Source organism: Ruegeria sp. L12, assembly GCF_056531745.1.
The window spans coordinates 344,469-366,073 of sequence record NZ_JBQFMH010000004.1; the positions used below are offsets into that span (position 1 = coordinate 344,469).

The following is a 21,605-nucleotide window of genomic DNA, read 5'->3' on the forward strand; positions in this document are numbered from 1 at the left end:
CAATGCCCATGACTGGACACATTGCGGGCTTATTATGAGTAACCCTCACGCTTTAGTGAGGGAAGGGGATGGATAAGAAGGTTGAATGTAGTGAATGGGTCTCGAGTACGATTTTGACATAGTGGCGATCGCCCCGGATGAGGTTGATCCGGAACATGGACACACAGCGGTAACAGGGCGGCCTCCGGTACGGGCGCTGTTTCGGGATGTGAAGACGGCGGACGCGTTGCGTGCCGCATCGCCGAAGATTCGCAGGATATTTCTGGAATCCGGGTTCGGTCTGGATACGCGGGACAGGGAATCTGCTCGCGGGTATTATGCGCCCGAGGACATCGTGGATCGGCAACTGATCCTGAAACGGCTGTTTGCAAATATTCGAAACATGGGGGTGCAGGGCGAATACATTGGTGAGTTCGACTTTCACCAATTTCTGCAACACGTCCGATCCGCGAAACCGGGCGCGGCACCATCCAGAGCGCAATCGCGCTCGATGCAGCCGCCACGTCCAAGGGCGACGCGCCCCGAACGCCGCACGGTGCCGGGACGTATCGGATTTGCGCTGGGCCTGGCCGTGATCCTGTTTGTGATCCTTAAATACCTGGCTGAACGGGGGGCCACGCCCTAAACCAGTTTGACGCCCGCAGCCCGCATCGCCTGTTCGGCAGTGGCAAGTGAGCCATCCATGTCGATTGCGCGGCACAGATCGGTGCGGACGGTGATGTCAAAACCCAGGCGCGCCGCGTCCACGGCGGTGAAATAGACGCAAAAATCCGTGGCCAGCCCGACCAGCGTCAGTTGTTCGATACCGCGTGACTCAAGATACCCTTTCAGGCCGGTCGGAGTGGTCTGATCATTCTCGAAAAACGCCGAATAGCTGTCGATGGCGCTGCGAAAGCCCTTGCGAATGATCAGGTCGCCCTCGGTGCGCAGGTCGGGGTGAAAAGCCGCCCCTTCGCTGCCCTGCACGCAATGATCGGGCCACAGAACCTGCGGGCCATAGGGCATCTGGATCATCTCGAACGGCGCTTTGCCCGCGTGCACGCTGGCGAATGAGGAATGCCCGGCCGGGTGCCAATCCTGTGTCAGGATCACCGTGTCGAACGCGTCCATAAGCGCGTTGATCGGCGCGATGATCTCGTCCCCTCCGGGTACGGCCAACGCGCCGCCGGGGCAGAAATCGTTCTGGACATCGATGACGAGCAGGGCGTGTGACATTGGGGCCTCCTTCAACAGTAGTATCGGTATGGTGTGAAACAGGAGGCGTCAATGTGATCTCTTGCGTGTTGCTGTGCTGGGGTTTAGATCGCGCACATGTATACAATCGCTGCCCTCTACCATTTCACGCGTTTCCCCGACCCGGATGCGCTCCGCCCTGCGCTGCACGAGCTTTGCCGTGAGCAGTCGGTGAAAGGAACCTTGCTGCTGGCGCAGGAGGGGATCAACGGAACCATCGCAGGGCCGCGGGCTGGCATCGATGCGGTGCTGGCGCATATTCGCGCGCTGCCGGGTTGCGCCGATTTTGAGTGGAAAGAAGCAACCTCGGACCACCCGCCTTTTGGCAAGATGAAAGTGCGCCTGAAGAAAGAGATCGTGACGATGGGTCAGCCCGACGTCGATCCGCGCGCCAGTGTCGGGAATTATGTTGAACCTGAGGACTGGAACGATCTGATCCGCTCGGACGATGTGGTGGTGATCGACACCCGCAATGATTACGAAGTGGCGATTGGCACGTTCGAAGGCGCAATAGACCCTGAAACGGCCAGTTTCCGCGAATTCCCGGCCTGGTGGGAAGAGAACAAGGACCGCTTCCACAACAAGCGCGTTGCGATGTTCTGCACCGGGGGAATCCGGTGCGAGAAATCCACCAACTACCTGCTGGGACAGGGGGTCGAGGACGTCTATCACCTCAAAGGCGGTATCCTGCGTTACCTTGAGGAGATGCCGTCCGAGGACAGCACCTGGCAGGGCGAATGTTTCGTCTTCGACAACCGCGTCTCGGTCGGTCATGGTCTGGTCGAGGGCCCGCACAAGCTTTGCCATGGTTGCCGCCGTCCGATCTTGCCCGAAGATGTAAAGCGCCCGGAATATGAGCATGGCGTCTCATGCCACCAATGCATCACCGAAACCTCGGACGCAGACAAGACGCGCTTTCGTGAACGTCAGAAGCAAATCCAACTGGCCCGTGCGCGGGGTGAGGAACATCTTGGCGCGGATTGATTTCAGCTTGCAGCCCGTGCCGTAAGTCGGATGATTGCGCACAGGCCTGACGGATGGAGCGCCCATGACCCACGAACCCCGGTCCCTGGAAGAATGGAAGTCGACCTTGCTGGCAGCTTTGGGGCTGGCAGTGGCCAGTTTTCTTGCATGGTACGGGCTATCGCGTCTGAGCGAGGCAACCGCAGGGGATACAATCGGCACGATTGCCTCGGTCGGCCTGCTGATCTGGATCGCCTCGCAGTCGTGGTTCTATATGACTCAGGTGAAATCGCCACGCCGGTTGCTGTTCCTGATGGGGGTGTCCTTCATTCAGGTTGTGCCCTTCCTGTTCGCGGCGGTTTACGGCGCATTCGGATACAACGGGAATTGCGTCGTTGGGGCCGAAGGTCCGGCGGATATCCTGTATTTCTCATATGTCACCTTCACCACAGTCGGTTATGGCGACATGGCCCCAACCGGGTTGTGCCGCGCGCTGGCCGTGTCCGAAGCGGTGACGGGGTATATCCTATTGGGCATGTTCGTGGCCGCAGCTGTCGCGCTTTACGCACGCAATCACGGCAAATGACGCGGCCTTATTTGTTGTGATCGATCCAGCGCGACATCATCTGTTTGTCGCGAAAGCATTCCGACGGAATCGGTCGGCGCTTGCTGCGCGAGATACGCTCGGCAAAGGCCACCTGCTTGCCGGTGGGATAACTGGCAAAGGGCGAAGGATCCTGTGGTTTGTGTGCCGAAATCCAGTTTGACAGCGATCGGCGATCGCGTTGCGCCTCAACCGGAATCTCCAGCGCGGATTGCGCGGCAATCGCGCGGGCATAGCGCATCTGCCGGTCGGTGACAGGCAGCATGTGATAATCGTTGCTGGGTGCGTCATACCAGCTTTGACGGGCAGCGTTGGTCATAGCTCGAATACCTCCGTTCCGCGTCAGACATCTCTGCGGAACAAATATAGAACACTTTAGGAACTTTTTCAAGATTTCCGCTGATCCGAGCGGATTTCACCGCTGCGCAAATCAACCTGTCCCGTCGCGTTTCGACCATACCGGCACGTTTTCGTGCTCCGATACCAATCAAGGAATCGGGCTGTCTCATTTCAATACACGGATACTCACAACACCGCGCGCAGGGCTGAAAGAGGCGGCGATCCGCCGATATCGGGTGCCCAACTCCAACCGTTTATTCTGGTGTAGTGCGATAAAATTCACTGCATGATGTTTATGGCGGACGACGATTGTGGCGATGCCCCTGACATGAACGGGCGCATGCGTCAGATATGCATGCTGTGCGCCGTGATCAGGCGGTTCTGCCGGGGATTGGATTATACCCGTTGCGCAACAGTATTGAGACCGTGGGCGCAGAGCAGGGTCCGACCATATTCAATAGTTGGTGCTTAAAGACGACCTTTGGCCAGTATCGACAATCTGTCACTCAGCTTACCGTAGAAATATCTATCTATCGCAACTCAGTTTTGAGCCTGAATTTGAACACGATCAAGCAAGTCGGTGATCCGACCTCTCACAGTTGCACTGTCCTGCAGCAATGCAGTCGCATCGGCCAGCGGTTTGTCTAACTGCCTGTTGGCTGGTTGCGCCAATTGGTCACTGATCTGGTGTATCTCGCGAAATGCAGTGTGCGAGGCATCGACCATCGCATCCCCGGCCAACCAGGCATACCGGTCAGCAGCTTCTGACAAACCGATCTCGCGCAGCAATCGGGCCGCTTTGGCATAATCGTCGGTTAGCAAGATCGCCTGCGCCCGCAACTGTTCCGCTTCTTCCGAAGTGTCCTCGGCGATTTCCAGCAAAGCCTGGTTCGGTCTGCCTTGCTGCAGGGCGACGCGCGCCCTCAGCTGCGCCCGGTCCAGGCGGCGCGCATTGTCCTGAGGACGCGATGCCAGCGCAAGGGCCTGAGTGGCAAACCCCAATTCGGTAAGTCGATCTGCAATCGAAATTGCCGTTTCCACCGAAATCGCATCGCGCTTTTGATCGGGCCATCCGATGACGTATTGCAGGAACGTGATATCGTCCGCGCTTTCGGCCAACAGTTGCAGCACTTGATCTTCGGTGCGCTGCCATTCAGATGCTACAGGGGCGTCTTTGATTTGCTTCAGCGCGGTTTCAAAGTCCTGTGACAAGGCAAGCGCCAGCGTATGGGTTCGTGCCATCATCGGTCCCATGTCGGAACGGCGCAGTTGCCGCGCATAGCTTTCGGCAAGGTCCAGATCGGCCGGAGACACTGCCCCCCGATCAAACCAGCGTTTTTCGATCAGCCGCGCCAGAGCAATCGGGGCTTCAGTGGTTGTGGTTGGCGCGCTCGCGACCTCGGACAGTAGCGTTTCGGCGGTCCTATCCTCTCCTGTGGCGGATGCGATCTCGGCTTTGGCCAGAGTCACATTCGCCGACCCTTGATCCATAACGCGTTCGACCGAGCGCAATATACGGCGTGAGGCTTCCAGCTCTCCGGCGTCGACTAGAATGTCCACCAGTGTTGCGCCCAGATGCGTCCGCAAATGCCGGGGCATGCGTCCAAAACTCTGTTCGATCGCATTTAGCTGTGCATCCGCGGCAAGTTCGCCTTCTGTGATCAGTGCCCATAATGCCGACATCCCATCGCATCGCTGCTGGCCAACAAATGGATTAGATCCTGACGCGGCAATACCGTCCATCGCGTGGGCAATCGCTGAAATCCGCTCCGTCACGGGGGAATTTTGTGGTACCAGATCCAGAACCTGCAGCGCTTCGACGCCAAATCCGTGATATGTATAGAGGCGCGCAAGCCTCAAAGCCTGCGCCTCATCCACGCGGTCAAATTCCTGAAACAGACCGATCCGAAGCGAGGCCACCAGGGCGGCAAATGGTTTTTCTCCCGACCATTTGGTAAATCCCAGCTCGTTATCGGTGATACATTCAGCGCGAGGATCAAGTTGAGGCAGCTCCAGCGCCTCCAGCCCCCGTACCTCATCCAGGATCGAGCGCAGTTGCAAATTCGCCGTCAACTCTGCATTCGTGCGTAGTGGGCCAAAATCGGTTGAGGGTCTGTCGCCGACTTTCGCAAGTTCAAGGTCAATGACATTGCGGTCAGCACCCTGCAATATCCGCGACATCAACCGATCTTCGACCCCGGTCTGGTCCAGTTCCAGCAGCGGCAGCGCTAGTTGACTCGCAGGGATCGCATTAGGCAGCGGGTTCGGTGCCTGCGATGGCAGAGGCGGTATCGGAAGGGCGGTGACAGAAGGCGCATTCGGTTTTGGCGCGATATCGATCACGATCATGGATTGGCGATGCAAGAACGCTGTCGCCATGCAATCGCAACCAAAGGCCATGTCCAACGACCCGCCCGGTTTGGCCTGACTTAGCGTTTTCAGCCGATTGCCCGACAGACGATCGAAAACGGATCGGGTGTCGAAGGTCACGTCGTCGATGGCGACGCTCAGTTGCGCACCATTCGGACTGTGGGACAGTGTCCAGTTGGTCCCGACAGGCACCTGCACAACCACGCGGGTATATCCATCATGTTCACCAGATCGCACCCGCAAAGCTTGTGCCGAGGCGGTAGGCCCCCAAGCGAGCAGGACCAGTATCAATACCCGGATCATGCGGCGGCCTGCTTGAGCTCTTTCAGGGCTTCCTCAAGCTCAGAAAAGCCCGGGCGGTTATGGGTGGGTGTATTCTGGCGCCCAACCTCGATGCACATCGCGGCGTTATGATTGTGCAGATTGGCGACCAGAACCTCTTTGATCAGTTGGTAGAAGTGGTTGTCTTCCTCAACCACAGCCTTCAGCTTGCCCGCGAACGGGCCCACCAGCCCATAGGCAAGAAACACGCCCAGAAACGTACCGACAAGGGCACCACCGATCAGTTTGCCCAGTACTTCCGGGGGCTGGTCGATTGACCCCATCGTTTTGATCACGCCCAGAACCGCCGCCACAATCCCCAGCGCGGGCAGACCGTCCGCAACGGTCTGCAACGCATGGCTGGAATGCATGGCATGGTGGAAATTCGCCTCCATCCGCTTTTCAAGCACCTCTTCGACCTGATGCGGATCGTCATAATTCATCGAAGCCGAGCGCATTGTGTCGCAGATCAGATCGACGGCTTCCTTGTCGGCCAAAATCTTGGGGTAAGCGGAGAACAAAGAAGAGTTTTCGGGCTCTTCGATATGCTGTTCCACTTCGACCGGGTTGGCGCGCGCGATCCGGATCAGCGAAAACAGCAGGCACAGCAGGTCGCGATAATCCTCGGGTTTCCATTTCGGCCCCTTGAACACTTTCGCCATGTCCTTGGCCGTGTGTTTGACCCCGCCCATGTCGTTGCTGATTAGGAACGCGCCGACCGCAGCGCCGCCGATCATCATCATCTCAAATGGCAATGATTTCATGATGATGGCCATCTTGCCGCCCGCAGCCAGATAGCCGCCGAACACCATGACGAAGATGACGGCAATTCCAATGATCCCGATCATGTATGATCTCCGAAGTTATGAGGGGGTGTGCGCATGATGGCTACTCCTGCGGGGCGCGGGCATTGCGACCGGCCATGACGACGCTGATGGTATAGGCGGCCTCGGGGCTGAGCCCGGCCATAACGCTCGCGGCGGCATTTGGCGGCATCCGCGACAGAAACCCGGCGGCGAAAACAGCGTCCATCGTTTCGAACAGAGCGGCCGCATCCTTCGGCTTCATGCTCTGATAGACATCGGTCAGTTGGATCAGGTCGTTCTCGGCGGCTTTCTCGGCAATTGTCACCGTCTCACGCAGAGAGGCCTCGGCTTCCTGCAACTGGGTCAGCCGGGATTCGATGGCTTGATCCGCAAGGTTCAGCGCGTACTCACGATCCACAATCGCGGCTTCGCGCCGGTCCAGTTCTTCCTCGCGGCGCAGCAGTTCCGTCAGCAGAAGTTGCAGTTCCGCCGCTTCAGCGCCGGTCTTGGCGGGGTTTGCTTGCGCTGTTGACCCTAAATCGGCGCTTTTGGCCAGGGCTGGACCGGCCTCAAGCCCGATGCGGATGACAGCGGACCCGATCATCAGCAGAGAGATCACGGTTAAAACGCCGTTGCGCCCGCGTGGTTCACTGGGTTTTGCCGCGCGTCGCGTCATGATCCGGCCCCGCCCTGCACAGGGGCATGACGGAAGAACATCAGCCCTTCGGGTTTCTTTACGGGCTCATCAGGTGTTTCTGTGGATGCCTCCGGGGCAGGTGCTACGGCTTCCTCGGTGACCTCGGGCGCGTCAGGTACTTCAGGTGCCTCGGACAAGTCCTCAACCTCCACCTGAGGCCCTGGCACGACGTCATGCATCGAGGCCATCATCAGTTCAAGCCGCTGCGCCACCGTTTCGGCGCGTTCGGTCAGTTCCTTCAGCGCCAGCCCCGAATCGTCGGAGGCCTCGCGCGCGGTATCCAGTGATTTCCGCAGCTCATCGGCCTGTGCGGACAGAACCGAAACCGCGCCACCCACGCCCTTTTCAAGATCGGTAAATCGCCTCAGCCGGCGCGCCAGAACAAAGCAGTACAGCCCCGCCCCGAGCGCGCCTGCAACCAGCAGAATATCGGCAATCAGCTCCAATTTCGCCTCCTAGTTCAGTACAAATTCCATGACCAGAACATCGCGTACACGGCCTTCGCCCGCGACTATCCCGATGCGCCGCAGCAGGTGCCCGCGTATGCGCATCAGGGCCAGCGAATCCTCCAGATCCGACAGCTCGACCGCGCGCAGATAGCTGTTCAGCACGTCCATGATTCGGGGCTGCAGCTTCTCGACATCGGCGACATAGCTTGCATTGACCTCAAGCTCCGCGTGGAATTTCAGATGCCGCGAATCGTTCATGTTGACCGAAACAATCACCGGTGGAAGATCGACAAATGCGACATCGGGCAGCGGCTTCACGGATGCCTCTTTACCCTTCATTTCTGCCGGTTTTTCCGCCTCGGCACCACCGATTGGCAGCAGACCAGATGCCGTTGCAAAATAGCCGCCCGCGCCGCCTGCAAGGGCTAGAATCATCCCGATGATCAGGCCCTTTTTCCCTGACTTTTTAGGGGCTTCCGCTTCATCTGCAGTTGCGTCGGTCATGACGTCCTCATCCATCCGTTCGGTCAGTGTCATAACCCGTCAGGGACTAACCGATTGTTAAGGGCAATCGTCCAAACAGGGGCTGAGCCGAACAGAATGTCGGCGAGTCGGAGGTGAGCGTGCAGCAGATCGGAACTGTCTGGGGAAAATTGGACAGGCGCAAACAAATCATCGTGGCCGGGGCCGTGGCACTGGTCTTTCTGGGCGTATTGGCAATGTCTCGAATCGTGGCAGCACCGTCGATGACCCTGCTCTATGCGGGGCTCGAAAGCGGGGCTGCGGGGGATATCGTGCGGGCGCTGGACCAGCGCGGTGTTGCGTATGAGATCCGTGGCGGCTCGATCTACGTGTCGGGCGCGCAGCGGGATGAGCTGCGTATGACCCTGGCGAGCGAAGGTCTGCCCGCCAACGGCAATCGTGGATATGAGCTGCTGGATTCACTCAGTGGTTTCGGCACCACTTCACAGATGTTCGACGCCGCCTATTGGCGGGCGAAAGAAGGTGAGCTGGCCCGCACGATCGTCGGCAGTCCGCATGTCAGTCAGGCGCGGGTTCATATCGCCAACGGCTCAACCAGCCCGTTTCAGCGCAGTGTTGCGCCGAGCGCCTCGGTCTATCTGGTGCCGTCGGGGGGTCAGATCACTGGTGATCAGGCCAAGGCCATCCGGTTTCTGGTGGCGTCGGCAATCAGCAGGCTGACGCCTGAAAATGTCGCCGTGATCGATTCGAACGGGGCTGTGATCGGGGCGCAGGAGACGGCGGTCGCGGCGGAAACAGCGGATGACAAGGCGCGTCAGCTGCGCGACCGGGTTATGCGTCTGGTCGAGGCGCGTGTCGGGGCCAGGAATGCGGTTGTGGAGGTCAGCGTGGACACCGTGACCGAAACCGAATCGATCCGCGAGCGTCGCTTTGATCCGAAAGGTCGTGTCGCAATCAGCACCGATGTCGAAGAGCGCTCGGACAGTGCGCGCAACCAGTCTGCGGACGTGACAGTTGCATCAAATCTGCCCGATGGTGATGGCGCTGGCGGGGACGAATCGAACTCGAACGCCACACAGACGCGAGAGCGGGTGAATTATGAGGTCTCCGAAACCGAACTTGAGGTGCATCGCGCGCCCGGCGCGATCAAGCGGCTGACCGTTGCGGTGCTGGTCAATGGCGCACGCGAAGTCGGTGCAGATGGCTCCGAGACCTTTGTGCCGATGCCTCAATCCGAGTTGGACGCATTGGAGGAACTGGTCGCCTCGGCTGTGGGTTTCGACCCCGATCGGGGGGATGTGATTACTTTGAAGTCGCTGGACCTGCCTGTGGTTGAACCGCAGGGCACACTGGCTGCTGCATCAATCTGGTCCAAGGTGCATCTGGACGCGATGTCACTGATCCAGATGGCGGTTCTGGCGCTGGTGTCTCTTGTCCTGGGTCTGTTCGTCATCCGGCCGATCCTGACAAATGCGGCGGCCGAACCTGCGCTGCTGCCTGCGGCGACTGTGCCCGACGCGGATGCGACCTATCTGACGGGTGAGATTGCAACAGCCGAATCGCAGGACTTCGCCCCATTGTCCGACCCGACTCAGGCCAACGTGCCAGCCATCGCCGCTGCGCGCGGGGATGAAGCAGTTGACCGGCTGCGTGCGATGATTGGCGACAAGCAGGAAGAAACAGTTGAGATCCTGCGCAGCTGGCTCGAGGAAAGCGAGGCGAAAGTGTGATGTCGATTGCCCATCTCCTTGAGGATTTCGCCCTGCATTCCGGCGGCGGAGCGGTTCATATTCTGGATGAAGAAGCGCTTGAGGATCAGCGGTTGGCTGCGTTCGAAAAGGGCTATGGCGCGGGCTGGGAGGATGCGGTTCAGGCGCAGGAACAGGCCCGCGAACAACTGGGCTCTGACTTGGCAGCCACCCTGTCGGACCTGACCTTCACCTATCAGGAGGCGCTGACCCGAATGACATTGTCGCTGGAGCCCATGTTCCAGGCACTGGTCGAAACCGTCCTGCCGGAAACGGTCAAACAGGGGTTTGCAATGTGTTTGTCAGAGCAGCTTTCCGAAATGGCGCGGGAACAGATCGGGCAGCCGATGGAGTTAAGGGTGCCCGAGGGATCGTCGCAGCAGATTAAAGCGCTGCTGCCGCAAGGTCTGAGCTCTGCGCCTAAGATCGTCGAGGATCCGATCCTGGAAGAGGGTCAGGCGCATCTGCGCGTAGGTATTGCGCGGCAAGAGGTGGATTGCTCGGCCTTGCTCGACACCATTGCCGGGGCTTTCAACGCATATCTGTTTGTAGCGAGAGAGGCTTTATCAAATGAGTGACATAAACCCCCCGAAACCCGAGAAAACCAACCCGTTCGAGGCGGTTCCGATCGAGGTCACGGTCTCAGTCGGTCGCGCACGTCCGTTGATCCGGGATTTGCTGAACATGGGTGAAAACGCCGTGCTCACGCTTGATAAACGGATTGAGGATCCGGTGGATCTCTATGTCGGCGATCAGCTGGTCGCGCGCGGCCTGTTGGAGGAAATGGAGGGGAATCAGCGCGGTCAACTGGCCGTGCGGCTGACCGAAATATTTGATCTGCAAAATGGGATCGGCTGATGCGTCTGGCTGTCTGGCTGGTGATCCTGCTGCTGCCAACGGCCGCCGGAGCGCAGGAGCTGTCCTTTTCCTTGGGAGAAGGCGAGTCGATTTCGGCGCGCACGATCCAGCTGATCCTGCTGATCACGGTGCTCAGCCTTGCGCCGGGTCTGGCGATCATGATCACCTGTTTTCCGTTCCTGATCACCTCCCTTGCGATCCTGCGGCAGGGGATCGGATTGCAGCAATCGCCGCCCAACATGCTGATCGTCAGTCTGGCGTTATTTCTGACCTATTTCATCATGGAGCCGGTTTTCACCGAGGCTTGGACCGCTGGTATCCAACCCATGATAAACGAAACGCTGGAGGTCGAACCCGCGCTGGAACGGGCGCTGGAACCATTTCGCGGCTTCATGGCGGCGCGGCTTGATGCCGATACGTTTCAGGCAATGGCCGCATTGCGCCCTGGCGAGGAAGCGATGCAGCTATCGCCCGAGGCGCCGCTGTCTGTCCTGATGCCTTCGTTCATGCTGTCTGAAATCGCGCGGGCGTTTCAGATCGGGTTTCTGATATTCCTGCCCTTCCTGATCATCGATCTGGTGGTTGCGGCGGTTTTGATGTCGATGGGGATGATGATGGTGCCGCCTGCGACGGTCGCACTGCCGTTCAAGCTGGCTTTTTTCGTGATTGCCGATGGCTGGGCGCTGATCGCCAGCGCATTGGTGCGAAGCTACGCCCCGTGATGATGTCGCCTGTTGATTTGCAGGCAAACGTGTTGTGCCAGATCAGGTGCGGGTTTCAGATCTGACGTCACTCCAAAAAACACCTGAAAGCGTAAACAGCGGTGCTCTTGCGGACGAAAGGAAACCGCCGCGCGAAAGGATCGCGCGGCGGTTTCACCATAACAATCCCAAGCTTAGCCCGTCTTGCCCAAATCCTTGATCAACGTGTTCAGATTGCCGCCACGGGCATCCAGCATCGCCCCGATCTCGGTGCGTTCGGTCAGCAGCAGGTTCACTCCTTCGATGAACATGTTGAAGAATTTGCCACTGCCGGATTTGTCCGACACCAGGAACGTCACTTCAAACGGAGAGGATCCGCGCAGCTTGACCGAAGTGCGGACCTCGTATCCCGCCTTGATCTTACGGGCGTTGCGCACCGTCACTTCTCCGCCGATGAATTCCCGGAACCGGCGACCGTATTTACGTGAGATATAGCCCTGAAACGCCCGCGTGAACTGGCGCAGCTGCGCGGGCGAGGCGGTGCGGGCATCGGCCCCCAGCGCGTAACGCGCCATGATCGGAACGTCGCCATATTGCACAAAGATCTTCTCAAAATCGCGCAGCATGGCGTTTTCGGATTTGCCCGAGTCGATCACGCGGGTGATATCGGCCACCACCGAGTTGACCAGCTGCATCGCAGCCGCTTCGGTCAGCGCAAAGGCGGGCAGGGGCAGAGTAGCCGCTGTCAGCCCGGTCAGGGCAGTGGCGACAAATTTGCGTCGGTTCATCAGATTATTCGGCATAGGGGTCCTCGTAGGGGTCTAGGAAGGGGTCCCTGACAGGGTCGGTCCCGGTGTTTGCATAGGGGTCGTCATACAGTCCGAGATAGGCGTCCTCATCGTCCCGTGCCAGTTCGAAACGGCGATTTTGAAGATAGATCGTGCGGGCCTGCGCGTAACTGTCTGCGCTTTCATAGAGAATCGAGTCCACCGTATCCGAGAACCGTCCGCGATCTCCCATGCGCCGCACCACCTCGGCATAGACGCCCAGATTGTCCACCGGGCGGGTGGGGCTGAAATTGATCGGGTTCGAGAACAGGTTTATGACCACCCCCACCGCATCACGGGTGGTGGACGGGCCATAGAAGGGCAGCTCGATATATGCGCCTTCGCCAAAGCCCCAGACATGCAGCGTTTCGCCGAAATCGGTGTCGACTGGAGGCAGGTTCAGCTCATCCGCGGGGGCCGACAGACCAAAGCCGCCCACCGTCATGTTGATGACAAAACGCAACAAGGCGTTCCCCATCTGCTTGGGATTGCCCTGCAGCAGATAGTCAACCGCCTGACCCGGAAGGGATATGTTTTCTGCAAAGGTGCTGAAACTTGTGACCATCGGGTCAGGCACGATCTTCACATAACCTTTCGAAGCCGGGCGAAACAGGAACCGGTCCACGCCCAGATTGAAACTGTGGATACCGCGGTTGGTATTCTCATACGGGTCAAAAATCTCACCCCGGTCTGCGGCGTCCTGCGGTTGCGAGGCGCAGGCCGACATAACCACAAGGGCGGTCAAAAGGAACAGTTGCTTCAGACGGATGAGGCGTGGCACTTGCTTCGGTACTCCAAACTCGCCCGGTGGTGCTGCCGGGCCTTCAATCAATACGGCCTTTGCGGTCTCGGTGTGCAATTGGTCTCACATAGACCTTTCACACAGGATTTGAAACAACAACTCGCGTTTAACCCACGCGATGGGGACTGGTAAAGTGACACGATATCAACACTTCCTGAATGAGAGGAGATGCGCCCAGAACGCAGGATATCGGTGAAATGCCGCTTTCCGGCTTTCCGACAGCGCCGTTCCCGGTTAGCGTCCGCCCGAATTCATAACGTTGGAGACCCAATTCATGAGCATCGCAGCAAAACTGGACAGCCTTGGCATCAACCTGAGCGACGCGCCTGCTCCGGCGGCGAATTACGTGCCGTTCGTGCGGATCGGCAACATCGTCTATGTCTCGGGCCAGATCTCGAAAGATGACGATCTGATCACCGGCAAACTGGGCGACGACATGGATATCGAGGCGGGTGCCGCTGCGGCCAAGGTCTGCGCCATCAATCTGCTGGCACAGGTCAAGGCGGCCTGTGGTGGAGATATCGACAAACTGGTGCGCGTGATCAAGCTGACCGGCTTCGTGAACTCGACCGCTGATTTCACCGCGCAGCCGCAAGTGATCAACGGCGCGTCGGATTTCCTGGTCGAGGCGCTGGGCGACGCGGGGCGTCACGCGCGTTCAGCGGTCAGTGCAGCGTCGCTGCCGCTGGGTGTCGCGGTCGAGATCGAAGGTATCTTCGAGGTCCAATGACACCGTCCCTGCCTTCTGAATTTCTGCACCGCCCGATCGCGCATCGGGCGTTGCACGACGTCGCGGATGGACGGCCCGAGAACAGCCGGGCAGCGATCCGTGCGGCAATCGATGCGGGCTATGGGATCGAGATTGATCTGCAGCTCACCTCGGATGGCCACGCGATGGTGTTTCACGATTATGATTTGAAGCGTCTGACCGGACAGTCCGGCCCGATTCAGCAAATCAAGCTCGCACAGGCGCAGGGCCTGCCGCTGTTATATGCTCAAGACGAAGGCATCCCGACCCTGAGTGAAGTGCTTGAACTTGTTGGCGGGCGTGTGCCCCTGTTGATCGAGTTCAAGGATCAGGATGGCGCGATGGGCACGAATATTGGTGCACTCGAAGCGGATGCGGTGCGCGCTTTGCAGGGGTATGACGGGCCGGTTGCTCTGATGTCGTTCAACCCGAACACGGTTGCAGAACTGGCACGCATCGCCCCTGATCTGCCGCGCGGGATCGTCACCGGCTCTTACGATCCCAAAATCGAAGGGCTGCCTGCCAGGATCTGTGAGCATTTGCGTGCGATCCCGGATTTCGAGCGTGTCGGCGCCAGCTTCATCAGCCATGAAGTCGAAGACCTGACCCGCCCCCGCGTGGCCGAGTTGAAGGCGCAGGGCGTTCCGATCCTGTGCTGGACGGTTCGTTCGCCTGAACAAGAGGCTGAGGCCCGCAAGGTTGCCGGCAATGTGACCTTTGAGGGGTATTTGGCCGCGCATCCGGGTTGAAGCCTGGCCCGACTGTCACAGATAATGACCAAGGCGCGGAGGGCATATGGATCAGGCACAGATTGAAGTTCGGGTTCTGACCTCGCTCTCGCAGATTTCCGCGCGAGACTGGGACAGTTGCGCCTGCCCCGAAGCGGCCGATGGCGGACGGCCGCTTGATCCCTTCACCACGCACCGGTTTCTGCGGGCTTTGGAAGACAGCGGCTCGGTCGGGCGCGGCACCGGCTGGCAGCCGCAATATCTGACCGCCTATCTGGATGGGATGCTGATCGGTGCCGCACCCATGTATGCGAAATCGCATTCGCAGGGCGAGTATATCTTCGACCATAGCTGGGCCCATGCCTATGAAAGCGCAGGTGGGCGGTATTATCCGAAGCTGCAGATTGCCGTACCTTTTACGCCCGCGACGGGGCGGCGTTTTCTGGTCCGACCCGGCTATGACGCGGTGGGCATGTCGGCGCTGGTGCAGGGGGCGGTGCAACTGGCCGCCGAGAACCGTATCTCGTCCCTGCACGCCACCTTTTGCACCGAAGCCGAGGCGTTGGCGGGTGAACAGATGGGCCTGATGGTGCGGCACTCGCAGCAGTTTCATTGGCTCAATCACGGCTACGCGGATTTTGACGGGTTTCTGACGGCGCTGTCGTCGCGCAAACGCAAGAATATCCGCAAGGAACGGGCACAAGCCTGTGATTTCGGGGGCCAGATCCAGACATTTGTCGGCGACGATCTGCGTCCTGAGCATTGGGATGCCTTCTGGCGGTTTTATCAGGACACCGGTGCACGCAAATGGGGCGCACCATACCTCACCCGGCAATTCTTTGATATCGCTCAGGAAACCATGGCCGATGATATGGCTTTGGTGCTGGCCCATCGCAACGGATACCCGGTTGCGGGTGCTCTGAACTTCATAGGGCGTGAGACGCTTTACGGTCGCTATTGGGGCTGCATTGAGCATCACACCTTCCTGCATTTCGAACTGTGCTATTATAGGGCGATCGACTTTGCCATTGCCGAGGGGTTGGCCCGGGTTGAGGCCGGAGCGCAGGGTGAACACAAGCTGGCGCGCGGCTATCTGCCGACACGCACGCATAGCTTGCATTGGATCGGTGATCCGGGTTTTGCTGAGGCGGTGCAGAAATATCTGGACGCCGAAGCCCACGCAGTGGGAGAAGAGATCGAAATTCTGACGGGCTACGGTCCGTTCAGGAAATCGAACCCGGAGGAACAGCAATGACCGAACTTCTGTCGACCGAGACCCGCGGCCCGCTGCTGGACCCGCTGTTCAGGAATGGCTGGACCATGGTCGAAGACCGCGACGCGATCACCAAGACCTTCATTTTCGAGGACTTCGTGCATGCTTTCGGCTGGATGACCCAGGTCGCGATCTTTGCCGAGAAGTGGAACCACCATCCGGAATGGTCCAATGTTTACCGCACCGTCGAAGTGGTCCTGTCCACCCATGATGTGGGCGGCCTGTCAGCGCAGGATGCCAAGCTGGCGCGCAAGATGGACAGCCTGATCTAACGCCGATCTCCGCCTGATCCCACGCCACCGGCCAGCATGGCCCTGGTGCCCATTTCGGTGAACTCAGCGATGGTAACGGTGCCATCACTGACATCGATATTGCCGGGGATGCGGATCGCGCGGTTGCCGATCGAACGTACGCTGCGGGCCGCCGGATCGATATCCAGACAACGCGTCTGATAGCAGGTCAGGCCGCTGGTGTTGATCTGAATTCGCGCCTGCCCGTCCGGCCCGGTGATCACCGGGGATTGCGGCACATCGCAGGCTGCAAGGGCCGCCAGTGCTCCTATACCGATCCACAACCGCATGACGCCCTCCTGCTCTTGTCAAAATCGGTCGTCAGTCCAGCAGGCCGTTGCCATCCTGATCTGCCGCTTCGAAATCGCGCTGCATTTGTGTCGCGTATTCAGCCTTGGAGATAAGGCTGTCACCGTCACGGTCAACCGCCTGAAACTGTTTTATATCCAGAAACGGCTTGGCCTCGCTCAGGCCGAGGGTGCCGTTCTTGTCTTCGTCCATCGCCTGAAAAGCGTAATCCGAGAAGGCGTTGAACTCGTCCTGGGACAGGAAGCCGTCATTGTTGGTGTCGATATTCTTCAGTTCGGCCTCGTTCAGGTCCGAGACGCTTTCGGCACCTGCAGCCCCCGCCAGAGTCAGCGCAGTGATTGCGATCAGTACATGTTTCATCTCAATCCTCCTCAACACGCATAGCGCTGGCCGGATACGCCGCCTGCTGCCGCGCCTGCCGCAGTCAGGATCGCTTTGCCCGATCCGCCGCCAAACTGATTGCCAATCGCGCCACCAATAAGCGCGCCGCCCAAGGTGCCGCTGAGACAGGCAATTTCGTGCTGTCGGGCTGCCTGTTGCTGTGGGGTGGGGGCCGGACCACAGGCGGTCAGTGCGCCAGTTCCGGCAAGAAGTAGGGTGAGCAATTTCAAACGCATCAATCAACTCCCGAGCTATATGGGCCGAGTATCGGCAGATCGGCGCGTTGCATCAAGTTAATTACGCGTTTGGCTGGCCCCGGTTGGGCCGGGACCAGCGCAGATCAGATCGCTTCCAACAGGCCCTCACCGGCCGAGATTTCGCAGGTGCCGGGATTGTCTTCGATGTTCAGCGCCACGACTTTGCCATCCTCGACCAGCATGGCATAGCGTTTGGATCGTGCGAACAGACCCACGGGTGGCGCATCGAAATCCATACCGATGGCCTTGGTGAATTCGGATGCGGCGTCGGACATCATGGTCAGCCCGGCCTGCGCGGCACCTGTCGATTCACCCCAGGCGTGCATCACGAAAGGATCGTTGACTGACAGGCAGATGATTTCGTCCACACCCTTGGCGTCGAACTGGTCCTTGGTGCGCATGAAACTGGGAACATGGGCGGTCGTGCACGTGCCGGTATACGCGCCGGGGACGGCGAATATGACCACCTTGCGGCCCTTGGTCTTGTCTGAAATCCGGACCTCTTCGGGCCCGTCCGCGCCCATCTGGATCAGTGTGGCTTCGGGCAGGCTCTGTCCTGTTGAAATCATTTTTCGGCTCCTGTCATTTGGATTTGCAGAATGGGGCTTTGCCGCAATATAGGTGGTCGCAACAAAGAGACCATGGATATTCTGTAAGGTAGGCACAACATGAGCCATATCGTCGTGATCGGGGCAGGGCAGGCCGGTTCGTCCTTGGTAGCGCGGCTGCGCAAGGACGGGTTCGAAGGTGACATCACCATGATCGGGGCCGAGCCACATTTGCCGTATCAACGCCCGCCGTTGTCCAAGGCATACCTGCTGGGCGAGATGGAACTGGAACGCCTGTTTCTGAGGCCCGAGAGCTTCTATGCCGAAAACAACATCACCGTGCGTCTGGGCCAGCGTGTGACCGGAATCGATCCGCAGGCCAAGACGGTGACTGTCGGCGATGAGGTCATCGAATACGACGAACTGGCGCTGACCACCGGGTCCGACCCGCGTCGCCTGCCCGCTGCCATCGGCGGCGATCTTGAGGGCGTGCATGTGGTGCGCGATCTGACCCATATCGACGAGATGGAGCCTCGGGTGACCGAGGGCGCGCGCGCGCTGATCGTGGGTGGCGGCTATATCGGGCTTGAGGCCGCAGCCGTTTGTGCCAAGCGCGGGGTCCAAGTGACTTTGGTCGAGATGGCGGAACGCATCCTGCAACGTGTTGCCGCGAAAGAGACCAGCGACTATTTCCGCGCGCTGCACACGGAATACGGGGCCGACATCCGCGAAGGCGTCGGTCTGGATCGACTGGTCGGTGAAAACGGCAAGGTGGTCGGGGCGGTTCTGACCGATGGTACCGAGCTTGAGGTGGATTTCGTCGTTGTCGGCGTCGGTATCGCGCCGTCGACCCAGCTGGCCGAATTGGCCGGGTTGGAGCTCGAAAACGGCATCAAGACCGATGCGCATGGCCGCACTTCTGACCCATCGATCTGGGCGGCGGGCGATTGCGCCTCGTTCCCGCATGGCGAAGGCCGTATACGTCTGGAAAGCGTGCCGAACGCTATCGATCAGGCCGAGATCGTGGCGCAGAACATGCTGGGTGCTGCCAGGGATTACATCGCAACGCCTTGGTTCTGGTCGGATCAATACGACGTCAAACTGCAGATCGCCGGGCTGAACACGGGCTATGACCGTGTCGTGACCCGCAAGGGCGAAGGCACAACGGTGTCCTTCTGGTACTATAAGGGTGATCAACTCATCGCGGTCGATGCGATGAATGACCCGCGCGCTTACATGGTCGGCAAACGCCTGATCGAGGCGGGCAAAACCGCCGATCCGGCAGTGGTGGCCAACCCTGACGCGGACCTGAAACCGCTGCTTAAGGCGTGAGGATCATAGCCGGAAACTTCCGGGGCCGGGCCTTGGCCTCGGTTGGCAAAGGCGACGCGGGTGCCCATCTGCGCCCGACCACGGACCGGGTGCGGGAAAGCCTGTTCAACGTCCTCAGCCACCAGATTGACTTTGACGGTTTGCAGGTGCTCGACCTGTTTGCCGGGACGGGCGCGCTGGGGCTTGAGGCGCTGTCGCGCGGTGCTGCGCATGTCACTTTTGTGGATGATGGGCGCACGGCGCAGGGTCTGATCCGCAAGAATATCGACCTGACCGGAAGCGCCAGCCAGACCAGTTTGATCCGCCGCGATGCCACCCGGTTAAGCGAAAACCCGGGCGCCGCCTGCGATCTGGTTTTCCTCGATCCTCCCTATGGCAAAGCGCTGGGCCAAAAGGCACTGGCTGCGGCCCTGCAAGGCGGCTGGCTGGCCAAGGACGCGCTGATCGTGTGGGAGGAAAACGCCCCTATGACCGCGCCCGAGGGCTGCACTCTGCACGATAAGCGCAAATACGGCGACACGCATATCTCGCTGATGTGGCGCGCTGGGGCCTAAGATGCACGATCTGGTAATCTTCGATTGTGACGGCGTTCTGGTCGACAGCGAGGTCATTGCCAATCAGGTCCTGGTCGACAACCTTGCGGGCTATGGGCTGCACCTGTCCCTGTCCGACTGCATGTTTCTGTTTGTCGGCGGCACCATGACGGGCGTACGCGACAAGGCGCGAAATCTGGGGGCAGACCTGCCCGATGACTGGTTGGATCATATCTACTCGGAGATTTACGCCAGGCTGCGCGCGGGAACCCCATTGGTCGCAGGTATCCCGGAATTGTTGGCACGGCTGGATGCGCACGGCATCCCTTTCTGCGTCGCGTCGAATGGTCGTCCTGAAAAAATGCAGATCACATTGGGTCAGAACGGGCTGTGGGAGCGCTTCAGAGAGGCCATGTTCTCAGCCCACGTGCTGGGTAGTGGCAAACCAGATCCTACATTGTTCCTGACTGCGGCGCGGCATTTCAAAGCCACTGCCCCGGTCGTCATCGAAGACAGCGAAAACGGCGTCACCGCTGCCATCCGTGCCAATATGCGCTGCCTGGCCTATGCGCCACATGATGACGGCGCACGGCTGGCGACGCTGGGGGCCGAGGTTTTCACGGATATGTCACAGGTGCCCGCGCTCTTGGGACTCTGAGGCGGGAATGTGCTATGGTCACCTTATGGACCGCACCATCACTCCACCGCTCTGGGCTTTCTCAAAAGACAGCGACACCACCACCGGGCCGCCGACCAGACCGATGCGCGCGCCGGTGTTTATCCACGACGCCGTCATCCCCTGGCGGGATGAAACATTACTGCTGAAACTGCTGCGCGATCAGGCTGCCGATCAGGACGAATAGGTCGGGTGATACTTCCCGCCCGGTGACAGGGTGAAAATCTCAACCCCATCTGCGATCACACCTACCGAATGCTCAAACTGTGCCGACAGCGACTTGTCGCGGGTTACGGCGGTCCAGTCATCGGCCAGCGTCTTCGTTTCGGGACGACCCAGATTGACCATCGGCTCGATAGTGAAGAACATGCCTTCTTCCAGCACCGCGCCGGTGCCGGGACGCCCGTAATGCAGCACATTGGGCGGCGCGTGGAAGACACGGCCCAGCCCGTGGCCGCAGAAATCGCGCACAACGCTCATGCGGTGTGCCTCGACATAGGCCTGAATGGCGTGGCCGATATCACCAAAGGTGTTGCCCGGCTTGACCATCTCGATGCCCTTGAACAGGGCGTCATGGGTCACCTGAATCAGCCGCTCGGCCTTGCGCGGCAGCTTTCCTGCCACATACATGCGCGAGGTATCCCCGAACCAGCCATCGACGATCACGGTCACGTCGATGTTCAGGATATCGCCATCCTTCAGCCGCTTGTCGCCGGGAATCCCGTGACATACAACGTGGTTCACGCTGATACAGCTGGCATGCTGATAGCCCTTGTAACCAATGGTGGCCGAGGTCGCGCCGGCATCCTCGACCATCTGAGTGATCAGCCCGTCGAGTGCGCCGGTTGTCTGGCCCACAAACACATGCTCGGCAATGTCATCCAGAATCCGCGCAGCTAGTGCCCCTGCCGTGTGCATTCCGGCAAAGTCACCCTGTTCGTAAATGCGGATACCGTCCTTGGTCAGACGGCCACGATGTTCTTTCATCAGTGCGGGGCTCCAAATGTTCTGCGCAGCGCCCCTTTTACGCTGCTTGCGCAGAAAGTTCCAGAGGGCGCAGGGTCACTTTGTCGGAGTGAACAATCAGCCGGGTGGCTGCATCCAAAACGATGCGTTGCCCGCCCAAAAACAAGACAATTCTGACAGATGGCACCCGCGATAGCGTCGTATGGGTGGCGGAGACGAAGGGATTCGAACCCTCGAGACGGTTTCCCGCCTACTCCCTTAGCAGGGGAGCGCCTTCGACCACTCGGCCACGTCTCCGCTGGCCGGTATATCCTTGGCAGTTGGCGGGATACAAGGCGATTTTCCATGCCGACAGAAATTTTC

General features: G+C 59.4%; 29 protein-coding genes and 1 tRNA gene. 15 read left to right on the forward strand and 15 right to left on the reverse strand.

All coding sequences use genetic code 11. The features are described from left to right. The first annotated feature begins 94 nt into the window (after nucleotides 1-94). Nucleotides 95-625 carry a hypothetical protein gene (locus tag ACR0K9_RS09400; RefSeq protein ID WP_480822568.1) on the forward strand — a complete coding sequence of 177 codons (531 nt, stop codon included), beginning with the start codon at nucleotides 95-97 and terminating at the stop codon, nucleotides 623-625. Here the strand turns inward: ACR0K9_RS09400 and pncA are convergent. After that, nucleotides 622-1,215, reverse strand: a complete 594-nt coding sequence (gene pncA, locus ACR0K9_RS09405) for a bifunctional nicotinamidase/pyrazinamidase (protein ID WP_480822570.1) — start codon at nucleotides 1,213-1,215, stop codon at nucleotides 622-624. The two genes, ACR0K9_RS09400 and pncA, sit on opposite strands and share 4 nt — an antisense overlap. A 96-nt stretch (nucleotides 1,216-1,311) precedes the next feature. Between pncA and trhO the strand changes: the two genes are divergently transcribed. Together trhO and ACR0K9_RS09415 are read left to right on the forward strand one after the other, a co-directional pair. Further along, nucleotides 1,312-2,217 carry an oxygen-dependent tRNA uridine(34) hydroxylase TrhO gene (gene trhO, locus ACR0K9_RS09410; RefSeq protein WP_480533519.1) on the forward strand — a complete coding sequence of 302 codons (906 nt, stop codon included), beginning with the start codon at nucleotides 1,312-1,314 and terminating at the stop codon, nucleotides 2,215-2,217. 64 nt (nucleotides 2,218-2,281) lie between these two features. Then, nucleotides 2,282-2,782: a potassium channel family protein gene (locus tag ACR0K9_RS09415; protein WP_480533517.1), complete on the forward strand. Its 501-nt coding sequence runs from the start codon at nucleotides 2,282-2,284 to the stop codon at nucleotides 2,780-2,782. Nucleotides 2,783-2,789: 7 nt separating this feature from the next. Here the strand turns inward: ACR0K9_RS09415 and ACR0K9_RS09420 are convergent, their stop codons facing one another. The 6 genes from ACR0K9_RS09420 to ACR0K9_RS09445 all read right to left on the reverse strand — a co-directional run bounded on the left by ACR0K9_RS09420 (nucleotide 2,790) and on the right by ACR0K9_RS09445 (nucleotide 8,319). After that, nucleotides 2,790-3,119 carry a hypothetical protein gene (locus ACR0K9_RS09420; protein ID WP_480822572.1) on the reverse strand — a complete coding sequence of 110 codons (330 nt, stop codon included), beginning with the start codon at nucleotides 3,117-3,119 and terminating at the stop codon, nucleotides 2,790-2,792. Nucleotides 3,120-3,679: 560 nt separating this feature from the next. Next, nucleotides 3,680-5,812: a hypothetical protein gene (locus ACR0K9_RS09425; RefSeq protein ID WP_480822574.1), complete on the reverse strand. Its 2,133-nt coding sequence runs from the start codon at nucleotides 5,810-5,812 to the stop codon at nucleotides 3,680-3,682. After that, nucleotides 5,809-6,678, reverse strand: coding sequence for a flagellar motor stator protein MotA (gene motA, locus ACR0K9_RS09430; RefSeq protein WP_480533511.1), 870 nt, complete (start codon nucleotides 6,676-6,678; stop codon nucleotides 5,809-5,811). Before motA ends, ACR0K9_RS09425 begins: the two co-directional genes overlap by 4 nt. Nucleotides 6,679-6,718: 40 nt before the next feature. Continuing rightward, entirely contained in the window at nucleotides 6,719-7,312 is a 594-nt protein-coding gene (locus tag ACR0K9_RS09435; protein ID WP_480822576.1) for a MotE family protein, read from the reverse strand. Further along, on the reverse strand, nucleotides 7,309-7,779 hold the full coding sequence (locus tag ACR0K9_RS09440) for a hypothetical protein (RefSeq protein ID WP_480822578.1): 471 nt from the start codon (nucleotides 7,777-7,779) through the stop codon (nucleotides 7,309-7,311). Before ACR0K9_RS09440 ends, ACR0K9_RS09435 begins: the two co-directional genes overlap by 4 nt. A gap of 9 nt (nucleotides 7,780-7,788) precedes the next feature. Beyond that, complete coding sequence (locus tag ACR0K9_RS09445; protein ID WP_480822580.1) at nucleotides 7,789-8,319, reverse strand: flagellar basal body-associated FliL family protein; 531 nt, start codon at nucleotides 8,317-8,319, stop codon at nucleotides 7,789-7,791. Between the two features lie 86 nt (nucleotides 8,320-8,405). Here ACR0K9_RS09445 and fliF point away from each other — a divergent pair, with 86 nt between their 5' ends. The 4 genes from fliF to fliP are packed head-to-tail and all read left to right on the forward strand — an operon-like array spanning nucleotide 8,406 to nucleotide 11,593. Then, entirely contained in the window at nucleotides 8,406-9,995 is a 1,590-nt protein-coding gene (gene fliF, locus ACR0K9_RS09450; RefSeq protein WP_480822582.1) for a flagellar basal-body MS-ring/collar protein FliF, read from the forward strand. Further along, nucleotides 9,995-10,591 (forward strand): FliH/SctL family protein, encoded by a 597-nt coding sequence (locus ACR0K9_RS09455; RefSeq protein WP_480822584.1) that lies wholly within the window; start codon nucleotides 9,995-9,997, stop codon nucleotides 10,589-10,591. Before fliF ends, ACR0K9_RS09455 begins: the two co-directional genes overlap by 1 nt. Continuing rightward, nucleotides 10,584-10,871, forward strand: a complete 288-nt coding sequence (locus ACR0K9_RS09460) for a FliM/FliN family flagellar motor switch protein (RefSeq protein ID WP_480822586.1) — start codon at nucleotides 10,584-10,586, stop codon at nucleotides 10,869-10,871. Before ACR0K9_RS09455 ends, ACR0K9_RS09460 begins: the two co-directional genes overlap by 8 nt. Beyond that, a complete protein-coding gene (fliP, locus tag ACR0K9_RS09465) occupies nucleotides 10,871-11,593 on the forward strand; it encodes a flagellar type III secretion system pore protein FliP (RefSeq protein ID WP_480822588.1) in 723 nt (240 codons plus the stop codon). Before ACR0K9_RS09460 ends, fliP begins: the two co-directional genes overlap by 1 nt. Nucleotides 11,594-11,766: 173 nt before the next feature. On the opposite strand, the gene ACR0K9_RS09470 is transcribed toward fliP, so the two are convergent. Both ACR0K9_RS09470 and ACR0K9_RS09475 read right to left on the reverse strand, forming a co-directional pair. After that, the gene (locus ACR0K9_RS09470; protein WP_480533496.1) at nucleotides 11,767-12,375 is read right to left on the reverse strand and encodes an MlaC/ttg2D family ABC transporter substrate-binding protein; all 609 of its coding nucleotides are present in this window, start codon (nucleotides 12,373-12,375) and stop codon (nucleotides 11,767-11,769) included. Continuing rightward, the gene (locus ACR0K9_RS09475; RefSeq protein ID WP_480822590.1) at nucleotides 12,365-13,180 is read right to left on the reverse strand and encodes an MlaA family lipoprotein; all 816 of its coding nucleotides are present in this window, start codon (nucleotides 13,178-13,180) and stop codon (nucleotides 12,365-12,367) included. Before ACR0K9_RS09475 ends, ACR0K9_RS09470 begins: the two co-directional genes overlap by 11 nt. Before the next feature lie 295 nt (nucleotides 13,181-13,475). Here ACR0K9_RS09475 and ACR0K9_RS09480 point away from each other — a divergent pair, with 295 nt between their 5' ends. Genes ACR0K9_RS09480 through ACR0K9_RS09495 form a run of 4 tightly spaced genes read left to right on the forward strand, consistent with a single transcriptional unit; the run spans nucleotide 13,476 to nucleotide 16,222 of the window. Next, nucleotides 13,476-13,931 carry a RidA family protein gene (locus tag ACR0K9_RS09480; protein ID WP_480533492.1) on the forward strand — a complete coding sequence of 152 codons (456 nt, stop codon included), beginning with the start codon at nucleotides 13,476-13,478 and terminating at the stop codon, nucleotides 13,929-13,931. Further along, the gene (locus tag ACR0K9_RS09485; RefSeq protein WP_480822592.1) at nucleotides 13,928-14,698 is read left to right on the forward strand and encodes a glycerophosphodiester phosphodiesterase family protein; all 771 of its coding nucleotides are present in this window, start codon (nucleotides 13,928-13,930) and stop codon (nucleotides 14,696-14,698) included. The genes ACR0K9_RS09480 and ACR0K9_RS09485 overlap by 4 nt, the downstream gene beginning before the upstream one ends. Nucleotides 14,699-14,744: 46 nt before the next feature. Next, entirely contained in the window at nucleotides 14,745-15,932 is a 1,188-nt protein-coding gene (locus tag ACR0K9_RS09490) for a GNAT family N-acetyltransferase (protein WP_480822594.1), read from the forward strand. Beyond that, the gene (locus tag ACR0K9_RS09495) at nucleotides 15,929-16,222 is read left to right on the forward strand and encodes a 4a-hydroxytetrahydrobiopterin dehydratase (protein WP_480533486.1); all 294 of its coding nucleotides are present in this window, start codon (nucleotides 15,929-15,931) and stop codon (nucleotides 16,220-16,222) included. Before ACR0K9_RS09490 ends, ACR0K9_RS09495 begins: the two co-directional genes overlap by 4 nt. Here ACR0K9_RS09495 and ACR0K9_RS09500 read toward each other — a convergent pair. The 4 genes from ACR0K9_RS09500 to ACR0K9_RS09515 all read right to left on the reverse strand — a co-directional run bounded on the left by ACR0K9_RS09500 (nucleotide 16,219) and on the right by ACR0K9_RS09515 (nucleotide 17,756). Next, complete coding sequence (locus ACR0K9_RS09500; RefSeq protein WP_480822596.1) at nucleotides 16,219-16,530, reverse strand: hypothetical protein; 312 nt, start codon at nucleotides 16,528-16,530, stop codon at nucleotides 16,219-16,221. The two genes, ACR0K9_RS09495 and ACR0K9_RS09500, sit on opposite strands and share 4 nt — an antisense overlap. Before the next feature lie 31 nt (nucleotides 16,531-16,561). Then, nucleotides 16,562-16,909, reverse strand: a complete 348-nt coding sequence (locus ACR0K9_RS09505; RefSeq protein ID WP_480533482.1) for an EF-hand domain-containing protein — start codon at nucleotides 16,907-16,909, stop codon at nucleotides 16,562-16,564. Nucleotides 16,910-16,920: 11 nt separating this feature from the next. Next, entirely contained in the window at nucleotides 16,921-17,166 is a 246-nt protein-coding gene (locus ACR0K9_RS09510; RefSeq protein ID WP_480822598.1) for a glycine zipper 2TM domain-containing protein, read from the reverse strand. A gap of 104 nt (nucleotides 17,167-17,270) precedes the next feature. Continuing rightward, complete coding sequence (locus ACR0K9_RS09515) at nucleotides 17,271-17,756, reverse strand: redoxin family protein (RefSeq protein WP_480822600.1); 486 nt, start codon at nucleotides 17,754-17,756, stop codon at nucleotides 17,271-17,273. Between the two features lie 99 nt (nucleotides 17,757-17,855). On the opposite strand from ACR0K9_RS09515, the gene ACR0K9_RS09520 reads away from it, so the two are divergent. From ACR0K9_RS09520 to ACR0K9_RS09535, 4 genes are read left to right on the forward strand one after another with little or no spacing between them, the layout of a single operon-like run. After that, the gene (locus ACR0K9_RS09520; protein WP_480822602.1) at nucleotides 17,856-19,067 is read left to right on the forward strand and encodes an NAD(P)/FAD-dependent oxidoreductase; all 1,212 of its coding nucleotides are present in this window, start codon (nucleotides 17,856-17,858) and stop codon (nucleotides 19,065-19,067) included. Next, nucleotides 19,064-19,621 (forward strand): 16S rRNA (guanine(966)-N(2))-methyltransferase RsmD, encoded by a 558-nt coding sequence (gene rsmD / locus ACR0K9_RS09525; RefSeq protein ID WP_480822604.1) that lies wholly within the window; start codon nucleotides 19,064-19,066, stop codon nucleotides 19,619-19,621. The genes ACR0K9_RS09520 and rsmD overlap by 4 nt, the downstream gene beginning before the upstream one ends. Before the next feature lies 1 nt (nucleotide 19,622). Continuing rightward, complete coding sequence (locus ACR0K9_RS09530; protein ID WP_480822606.1) at nucleotides 19,623-20,258, forward strand: HAD family hydrolase; 636 nt, start codon at nucleotides 19,623-19,625, stop codon at nucleotides 20,256-20,258. Nucleotides 20,259-20,265: 7 nt separating this feature from the next. Further along, nucleotides 20,266-20,463, forward strand: a complete 198-nt coding sequence (locus ACR0K9_RS09535) for a hypothetical protein (protein WP_480822608.1) — start codon at nucleotides 20,266-20,268, stop codon at nucleotides 20,461-20,463. Here ACR0K9_RS09535 and map read toward each other — a convergent pair. Both map and ACR0K9_RS09545 read right to left on the reverse strand, forming a co-directional pair. Continuing rightward, a complete protein-coding gene (gene map / locus ACR0K9_RS09540; protein ID WP_480822610.1) occupies nucleotides 20,451-21,263 on the reverse strand; it encodes a type I methionyl aminopeptidase in 813 nt (270 codons plus the stop codon). The two genes, ACR0K9_RS09535 and map, sit on opposite strands and share 13 nt — an antisense overlap. Before the next feature lie 186 nt (nucleotides 21,264-21,449). After that, nucleotides 21,450-21,539: transfer RNA gene (locus tag ACR0K9_RS09545), tRNA-Ser, on the reverse strand. Nucleotides 21,540-21,605 lie beyond the last annotated feature (66 nt).